At 74.0% G+C, this 8318-nt stretch carries 8 protein-coding genes; 3 read left to right on the top strand and 5 right to left on the bottom strand.

Annotation, left to right across the window (positions count from 1 at the left end; genetic code table 11):
- Positions 1 to 168: 168 nt before the first annotated feature.
- Positions 169 to 594: a hypothetical protein gene (locus ACIQUT_RS08910; RefSeq protein WP_403560943.1), complete on the bottom strand. Its 426-nt coding sequence runs from the start codon at positions 592 to 594 to the stop codon at positions 169 to 171.
- 433 nt (positions 595 to 1027) lie between these two features.
- Between ACIQUT_RS08910 and ACIQUT_RS08905 the strand changes: the two genes are divergently transcribed.
- Entirely contained in the window at positions 1028 to 1759 is a 732-nt protein-coding gene (locus tag ACIQUT_RS08905) for a hypothetical protein (protein WP_403560941.1), read from the top strand.
- 90 nt (positions 1760 to 1849) lie between these two features.
- On the opposite strand, the gene ACIQUT_RS08900 is transcribed toward ACIQUT_RS08905, so the two are convergent.
- The 3 genes from ACIQUT_RS08900 to ACIQUT_RS08890 all read right to left on the bottom strand — a co-directional run bounded on the left by ACIQUT_RS08900 (position 1850) and on the right by ACIQUT_RS08890 (position 3936).
- Positions 1850 to 2488, bottom strand: coding sequence for a phosphatase PAP2 family protein (locus ACIQUT_RS08900; protein WP_403560939.1), 639 nt, complete (start codon positions 2486 to 2488; stop codon positions 1850 to 1852).
- A gap of 144 nt (positions 2489 to 2632) precedes the next feature.
- Complete coding sequence (locus ACIQUT_RS08895) at positions 2633 to 3301, bottom strand: response regulator (protein WP_403560937.1); 669 nt, start codon at positions 3299 to 3301, stop codon at positions 2633 to 2635.
- 287 nt (positions 3302 to 3588) lie between these two features.
- Positions 3589 to 3936, bottom strand: coding sequence for an ArsR/SmtB family transcription factor (locus ACIQUT_RS08890; protein WP_403560935.1), 348 nt, complete (start codon positions 3934 to 3936; stop codon positions 3589 to 3591).
- 308 nt (positions 3937 to 4244) lie between these two features.
- On the opposite strand from ACIQUT_RS08890, the gene ACIQUT_RS08885 reads away from it, so the two are divergent.
- Positions 4245 to 6689 (top strand): SpoIIE family protein phosphatase, encoded by a 2445-nt coding sequence (locus tag ACIQUT_RS08885; RefSeq protein ID WP_403560933.1) that lies wholly within the window; start codon positions 4245 to 4247, stop codon positions 6687 to 6689.
- Positions 6690 to 6856: 167 nt separating this feature from the next.
- On the top strand, positions 6857 to 7132 hold the full coding sequence (locus ACIQUT_RS08880; protein WP_403560931.1) for a response regulator transcription factor: 276 nt from the start codon (positions 6857 to 6859) through the stop codon (positions 7130 to 7132).
- A 13-nt stretch (positions 7133 to 7145) separates the two neighbouring features.
- Here ACIQUT_RS08880 and ACIQUT_RS08875 read toward each other — a convergent pair whose 3' ends face one another.
- Positions 7146 to 8165, bottom strand: coding sequence for a serine/threonine-protein kinase (locus ACIQUT_RS08875; protein WP_403560929.1), 1020 nt, complete (start codon positions 8163 to 8165; stop codon positions 7146 to 7148).
- Between the last annotated feature and the right edge of the window lie 153 nt (positions 8166 to 8318).

Raw genomic sequence — 8318 nt, 5'->3', positions numbered from 1 at the left:
GGGGGGGGCGCGGCCCCCGCCCCCGCCCAGCCACCCCGCCCCCCCGGCGCCCCCCCCGCCGCGCGCCCGCCCCCCGCCCGGCCCCCGCGCCCCCCCCCCCCCCCCCCCCCCACGGTGGGTGGGGGCGGCTCCCGGGACGGGTCCCGGGGCCGCCCGGCTTGTCGGCCCTCACTTGCCGAGCTTCGCCTTCAGATCCTCCTTCAGCTGCTTCTTCAGCTCCTGCTTCGTCACCGTGCCGCCCTTGCCGGTGGCGTCGCCGCTCACCGCGGTGGCATCGCCGGTGTTGACGGCGTCGGCGCTCGCGTCACCGCTCCTGGCGTTGCCGGTGGTGATCGTGCACTTGCCCTTGCAGCTGCCGACGCCGGAGTTGGCGGTGCCGGTGGTGGCGGTGCCGCCGACGGTGGTGTTGTCCGCAGTCGCGTCGCCGCTGGTGCCGATACCGTCGGCGCTGTCGGCCGGGAGGACGGACACCGCCTGCTGCGGGGCGGCGACCGGGGCGGCCATCGCCGTCGCCGGGAGGGCGATACCGCCGCCCACCAGAGCCGCGGAAGCGCCGGCCAGAACAATACGACGGGTCCAAAAACGCTCGAACATCAGAATTCTCCACTCGGTATAGGAAGGGGTTTTCGTGAACCGCCCCGCAGGAGGAGCCGGAATTTTCCGCCGGCCCCTTTTCCTCCGGGAGTTCCCGGTGAGGGCGTACTCCAAATAAACCCCACGAGCGAAGAGGCGTCACGCCACTTGAATGCGTGGCTTGACGGCTGCCGTCGAGCCTGCTAATTGGCCGATGCCGTGCGGCGCCCGGATCCCCGCGGTGATCCGGGCGCCCGGAGAACACGCCGCATGCCGCGGGGTCCTGCTCGCGGCATGATCCACACGCTAACGTCACCCTCGCACAAGCCCCCGGGGGATCTCCCCGACGTCTGCAACGCCACCGGACGCATCCGGCCGCAGCCCCCCAGCGCCCCCAGCGCCCCCGCCTTGGCCGCAGGCGAAGACTTCGCACACGAATCCCGGAGAGTTTCCGATGAACGCGCGTTCCTGGACCCGTCGTATCGTGCTGGCCGCGGCTTCCGTGGCACTGACCGGCGGCGTGGTGCTGCCGTCGACCGCGATGGCCGCACCCGCAGCCCCGTACCACAGCAGCGCCCTCGCCCCCGGCGGGTGCAGCGGCCTCTGCCACGGCAGCACCAACACCGCCACGGGCACCGGTGCCTCCGGCTCGTGCGAGGGCCTCTGCCACGACAGCACCAACACGGCCGTGGGCGACGGCGCCTCCGGCGTGTGCAAGGGGCTGTGCACGAACAGCGCCAGCACCTCCGTGGGCGTCGGCGCGTACAACGAGTGCACGGGCCTGTGCGGCGGCAGCACCAACACCTCGGTCGGCGCCGGCGCCTCCACCCTGTGCACCGGCCTCTGCCTCGACAGCGTCAACACCGCCGTGAGCGACGACGTACTGAGCACCGGCACGTTCCGTGCCCTGACCGGTGTCCAGAAGGGCGCGCGGGCGGCGGGCGACACCAACGGCGGCACCAACGCCAACGCCACCGCCACCACCGGTGCCGCGACGGCCGAGAACAACACGCTCGGCGGTACCGCCACCTCCGGCAGCGCCAACACCGGCGTCGGCACCTGCATCGGCCGCTGCACCATCACCACGGGCAACGCCACGACCGGCAGCGCCAGCGCCGACGCCCTCAACTCCGGTTCGGCGACGGCCATCAGCGGTGACGCCACCGCCACGGGCGGCGGCAGCTGACCACCCGGCGATCGGAATCAGGCCCCCCCGTCACGCGCGCGTGACGGGGGGCCGCCTTGCAGCGTGCGGCGGCCGGGCGGGGCGCCCGGCTCAGCGGTGCCGGGCCACGCCGGCGACGAGCAGCGGCTTCAGGGCGGGCATCGACCTCAGCCGGATCACGGCCGCGGTTCCCGGCCCGGCCAGCAGCATCAGCACGGCGGGCGCGAGCAGCGCGCCCCAGGCGAAGCCGGCGATCACGTCGTGCAGGTAGTGCACACCGAGGAAGCTGCGGGACAGGGCCGTGAGCACCGCCACCGGAAGGGCGAACCTCATCGCCGTGCGCCACACCGCGAAGAGGGTGAACGCCGCGCCTCCCGCGATGGCGGAGTGGTTGCTCGGGAAGGACCAGTCGCCCGGCTCCGGGCACTCGGCGATCGGCCGCGCACCGCTGACCGCGCGGCAGGGCCGCTCCTCGCGGATCACGGACTTCACGATCTCGCTGAGGACGTACGCCACGCCGGTGGCCACCGGCGCCAGCAGGGCGAGCGCCATCCCCGCGTCGGATCCCTTCCGGGCACGCCACCACGCTCCGACGAACAGCGCGAGCAGGATCAGGATGCCGCCCTCGGTGCCCAGCTCCGCCGTGTGCCGGAACCAGGAGGGGGTGTCGTCCGCCCGTTCGGTGATGTGCCTGTAGAGGTCACCCCCGAACGGATCGGCGGCATGGATCAGGAGTGGTTGAGCGGTCACGGTGAAGCCTCCCCGGCCTTCGCGGCGTTGTTCCCGACCAGCACGCTACGAATCCGCAGGTCACCGGGCATTGCACGAAAGGAGGGGGCCAACTCAACCTTCGACCTATGTCCGAGGGCCCCTCGGATCCACGGGGTGGCCCGGTCAGGCGAAGGAATCGGCTCCGGCTTCGTGGGCGACGACCGCGGCGGCGGCCCGGTTCTCCACCCCCAGCCTGGCCAGGATGGAGCTGACGTGCGCCTTCACCGTGCCTTCCGCGACCCGGAGGCTCCTGCCGATGGCGGCGTTGGACTGCCCCTCCTTCAGCAGGCCGAGAACCTGCCGCTCGCGCGCGGTGAGTGCCGCGACCTTCGCCTTGGCGTCGGCGCGCCGGGCGCCCAGCACCCCGGCCCCGGTGGAGGCGAGGTGGGCGACCACCCTGGCCGCCACGACCGGCGACAGGTAGGCGGCGCCGGCGGCCACGGCCCGGACGCCCGCGATGAGTTCCTCGGGCTCGCCCGATTTGATCAGGAAGCCGGCGACGCCACCGCCCAGGGCCTGCAGGATGTAGTCGTCCTCGCCGAAGGTCGTCAGCATGACCACTCCCGTCTGCGGCGCCAGCCGGCGGATCTCGGCGGCGGCCTGCAGCCCGTCCGTGCCGGGCATGCGGATGTCGAGAACGGCCACGTCGGGGAGGTGCCGCCGGGCCAGTTCCACGGCGTCGCGCCCGTTGCCCGCCTCGGCGATCACGTCGAGTCCGGGGTCGACCGCGAGAACGGCGCGGACTCCCGCGCGGATCATCGGCTCGTCGTCGGCGATCAGTACGCGGATCATGCCGCGCTCACGGGGTGCGGGCGCCCGGCGACGCGATCCTGCCGACCTCGGAACGGCTCCGGTACGCGGCCCCCGAGCGGCCGTCGAACCGGTCGGCCGTCATCGCGCCGTACTCCCATGTCACACCCTGCCCTTTCGGTTCGGGCGCTTCCGGCAGGTCCGGCGTCCGGCGGTCCGGCGGTCCGGCAGCACCCGCTCGGTCTTGGAACGATCTTGCCGCACGCGCAGCCTCGTGCCGTCACGCGGGTGGAGGACGGACCAGTACGCCGCCGTCCGGTCCGGGCCGCTCACGGCTGCGACGCGGCAGCTGCGATGGGTGCGGCCCGGAAGTGGTGGCCGTTGAGCAGGGTGCGGCCCAGCGGGGTGAGCGCGTGCATGACCGCGCTGCCGTGGCGGGTGGTGGTGATGAGGCCGGCCTGGCGCAGGACGGTGGCCTGCTCGCTGGCGGTGGGCAGGGATGCCGAGATCCGCTCGGCCAGCTGCCCGGTGGTGCAGGGCCCCCGGCCGATCGCGTCGAGGGCGTGGGCGCGGGTCCGGCCCAGGAGGGCGGTGAGGGCCTTGTCCAGCCCGTACTCGGGTGTGGTGAGCAGCGCGGCGGCGTCGGCGACGCTGTGGATGACGGGCACGAACAGCACGGTGGGAGCCTGCCCGTCGACCTCGCTGGTGTAGGTGGCGGGTCCGGTCCGGCTGAACGCCGGGGCTGCGGCCGCCCGTCCTCGGCGGCCGGCGCCGTGCGACGGCGGGGCGGGCGGCGGGGCGCGGTGCGGGCCCCGGTCCTCGCGCAGCCTCGGCCGCGGCCCGCCGGAACCGTGCGGCCCGGACTGCGTTGGTGCTCCCTGCCCCGCTGGATCATGCTTGTCAGTGGGGCCTCTGGCCGTGCGGTTTCCCGTGGGACCTCCCACGGGACAGCGGTAGCGGAACGAGCGAGGGCGAGTGAGCGGCGATGGAGCAACTTCCCACCTCTCCTGGTGAGCGGCCGGAGGAGACGCACGCCTCCCCCCAGCGGGCGTACACGGCCACGGCCACCATCAACGAGCAGGGCATCGTGACGGAGTGGAGCGAGGGTGCCACCCGGCTGCTCGGCTACGTGTCTTCCGAGGTCGTGGGGCTGCCCGCCGAACGGCTGCTCGCCGATGCCGCCGACGGCACGGCGCAGCGGATCGCGCCCGGCCAGGAGCGGTGGAGCGGCACGGTCGCGCTGCGGCACCGGGACGGGCACCGGCTGGAGCCGGGGCTGCTCGCGCACCGCTGGACGTCCAGCGGCGGGACCGCCAAGTGGTTCGTGGTCTCCGCCGTGCCGGGCGGGCCGGCCGCGCCCGCCGGCGAGCCGCTGATGGAGCTGAAGGAGTGGGCGTTCACCCAGTCCCCCTGCTTCCTGGCGATCTTCGATGCGGAGCTGCGGCTGGTGCGGGCGAACGACGGCATGGAGCGCACGCTGTCCCTCACCGAAGCCGAGATGCGCGGCCTGCGGCTGCCGGAGATCGCCCCGGACCCGGTGAGCGACGAGACCGAGCGGAGGATGCGCCTGGTCCTGGAGACGGGGGAGCCGCAGTACGTGGACGCCTTCGTCCGTCCCACGGCCGCGGGATCGGAGCACGGCTGGGCGGCCTCGCTGGCCCCGCTGCGCGACCCGGACGGCCGGGTGCGCGCCGTCTGCCTGGCCGCGCACGACCGGGCCGCTGCCGGGGAGGGCGTCCGGGAGCACCTGCACCTGCCGAACGACGTCGCCGCCCACATCGGCACGGCCCTGGACAGCGCCCGCACCGCGCAGGAGCTGGTCGACGTCGCCGTCCCGCGGCTCGCCGACTTCGCCGTCGTCGACCTGCTCGAACCGCTCCCGCGGGGCGACGAACCCGCGCCCCGCCCCGGGGCGGGGCCGGTCACCGTCACCCGTACCGCGGTGCGGTCGGTCCTCGAAGGGGGCCCGGAGTCCCGGATCGCGATCGGCGGGACGACCGTCTACCCGCCGCTGTCGCCGCCCGCCGAGTGCCTGGCCGCGGGCCGGGGCGCGGTGTACGGGGCGGGTGACCCGGCGGTCGCCCGGTGGGCGGAGCAGGACGCCGGGGCCGCCTGGATCGGCGAGTACGGGACCCATTCGATGATGGTGGTGCCGATGCGGGCCGGCGACACCACGCTCGGGGTGGCCCTCTTCGGCCGCCAGCTGCACCGGGAGCCCTTCCAGTCGGAGGACCTGTGGCTGGCCGAGGAGCTCGGGCACCGGGCTGCCGCCGGCATCCACGGCGCGGTCCGGCAGCCCCGCGAGCACACCACCACCATGACCCTGCAGCGCAGCCTGCTCCCGCACACGCTGCCCGAGCAGGCGGCGCTGGAGATCGCCACCCGCTACCTGCCCGCCGGCACCGAGGCCGGGGTCGGCGGCGACTGGTTCGACGTGATCCCGCTCTCCGGCGCGCGCGTGGCCCTGGTCGTGGGCGACGTCGTCGGCCACGGCATGCGGGCGGCCGCCACCATGGGCCGGCTGCGCACCGCCGTCCGCACCCTGGCCGACGTCGACCTGCCGCCCGACGAGCTGCTCACCCACCTCGACGACCTGATCATCCACCTGTCCGCGGACGAGGGCGACCAGGATCCCGGCGGCGAGGCCGCGGGGGGCATCGGCACCACCTGCCTGTACGTGGTCTACGACCCGGTGACCCGCCGCTGCACCCTCGCCCGGGCCGGCCACCCCCCGCCGGCCGTGGTCTCGCCGGAGGGCTCCGTGTACCTCATCGACGTACCGGCCGGCCCGCCGCTGGGGCTGGGGGGACTGCCCTTCGAGACCACCGAGGCGGAACTGCCCGAGGGCAGCATCATCGCCCTGTACACCGACGGCCTGCTCCAGACCCGCGACCGGGACATCGACGACGCCCTGGACAGCATGCTCGCCGCCCTCTACCGGCCGGCGAACACGCTGGAAACGGTCTGCGACCGCGTCCTGACCGCCCTGCTGACCCACCCTCCCGACGACGACGTCGCCCTGCTCGTCGCCCGGACCCGGGCCCTGCACGCCGACCAGGTCGTCGTCTGGGACCTGTCCTCGGACCCGTCCGTCGTCGGCCAGGCCCGCCGGTACACCACGGACCAGCTGACGGCCTGGGGGCTGGAGGAGGCCTCGTTCGTCACCGAGCTGCTGGTCAGCGAGCTGGTCACCAACGCCATCCGGTACGGCCAGCCGCCGATCCAGCTGCGGCTGATCCACCAGAACAGCACGCTGATCTGCGAGGTCTCCGATTCGAGCAGCACGGCCCCGCACATGCGGCGGGCCCGGACCTTCGACGAGGGAGGGCGGGGCCTGCTGCTGGTCGCCCAGCTCGCCCAGCGCTGGGGCACCCGGCCGGCCCCCATCGGCAAGACCATCTGGGCCGAGCAGTCCCTCGTCGGGTTCTGAAACGGGACGGGCGGGCCCTGTGACACGCCTGTGACAGTCGACGGACAGCGCCATGACGTCGCGCAGCCAGTCTTTTGAGCAGGGACAAATACCGACATTCGGTATAGATCCCCTGCTTCCGAGGGTGTGAGCAGAGATGACCCAACCGATTCGTCGGAGGAAATCCCATGAGCCTCACGCTGACCGCCCCGACCGCCCCGACCGCCCCGGCCACCTCGGCCGCCCCGGCCGCCCCGGCCGCCGAAGCCACCGCCTCCACGCTGGCCCCGCGTGAGCAGGAGGCCCTGCGCCACATCGCCTCCGGCTGCACCTACCTGCAGACGGCCCGCAACATGGGGCTCTCGAAGCACACGGTCGACGCCTACCTGCGCCGCATCCGCGCCAAGCTGGGCATCAACACCACGGCGGAGATGACCCGCCTGGCCGTCTCGATGGGGCTGTGACCCCCGCCGTCGTTCACAGCGGCCCGCCGGACGGGCCGCGGAAGACCGGGGCGGCCCAGGCCGGAGGCTCCGGCGGCGGCTCGCCGCCCGCCGCGCCCCCCGGAGGCCGGCGGTCCGCCCGGGACTCGGGATCCGAGCGCCGGCCGGCGATCCCGGTGGCGGCGCGCAGGGCGGCCACGAACTCCAGGCAGGAGTCGTAGCGGTCCTCCGGGACCTTCGCCAGGGCCTTGCCCAGGACCTCGTCGGCGGCGGGCGGGATGTCCGGCCGCTTCTCGGTCACGGGGGGCGGCGGATCGTACTGGTGGGCCCACAGCAGCGCCGCGTCCTCCTCGCGCTCGAAGGGCGGCCCGCCCGCGAGGGATTCGTACACCACGCAGGCCAGGCTGTAGAGGTCGCACCTGCCGTCGACCGGCCGGCCGGAAATCTGCTCGGGCGCCATGTAGTCGAGGGTTCCGACGAACTCGCCGGCGGTGGTGAACCCGGTGAGCGACAGGGACTTCTTCGTCAGCCCGAAGTCCGTGAGGTAGACGTGCTCGGGGTGGTCGCTGTCGGTGCCCGCGGCGACCAGGATGTTGCCGGGTTTGACGTCCCGGTGGACGAGGTCGTGCTCGTGGGCGGCGTCGAGCGCGGACGCCACCTGGCCGGCGATGCGCAGGGCGGTCGCGACGGGGAGCGGGCCCTCCCGGTCCAGCAGGGCCCGCATGTCCAGGCCGGAGACGTACCGCATGGCGATGTAGAGGACGCCCTCGGTCTCGCCGGCTTCGTAGATGGGCACGATGTGCGGGTGGTCGATGGACGCGGCCACCCGCGACTCATGGGTGAAGCGGCGCCGGAAGGTGTCGTCGCGGGCACGCTCCGGGGCGATCAGCTTGAGCGCGACCGTACGGTCCAGGCGCAGGTCCTTCGCGGAGTAGACGACGGCCATCCCGCCGCGGCCCAGCATGCGCTCGACCCGGTATCCCGCGATCTGCTTGCCGATCAGGCCGGAGCCGCGGCCGCCCGCGTACACGCTCAGGTTCGACGCCGTGCCCATCAGGCACCCCTCACCCGGCCCCGCAGGCGGCGCCGCCGCGGACGCGGTGGTGCCGGCTCGGACGCGCGATCGACGCGACAGGCCGCTCCTCCATACCCGAAAGTCTATCCAGTGATCCACACGCGTGCCCGTTCTCGCGGCCGTACGGCGGAC

Origin of the sequence: Streptomyces sp. NPDC090445, assembly GCF_044769385.1 — a bacterium.
Classification (GTDB): Bacteria; Actinomycetota; Actinomycetes; order Streptomycetales; family Streptomycetaceae; genus Streptomyces.
This window is presented reverse-complemented; position numbering and strand designations above follow the sequence as displayed.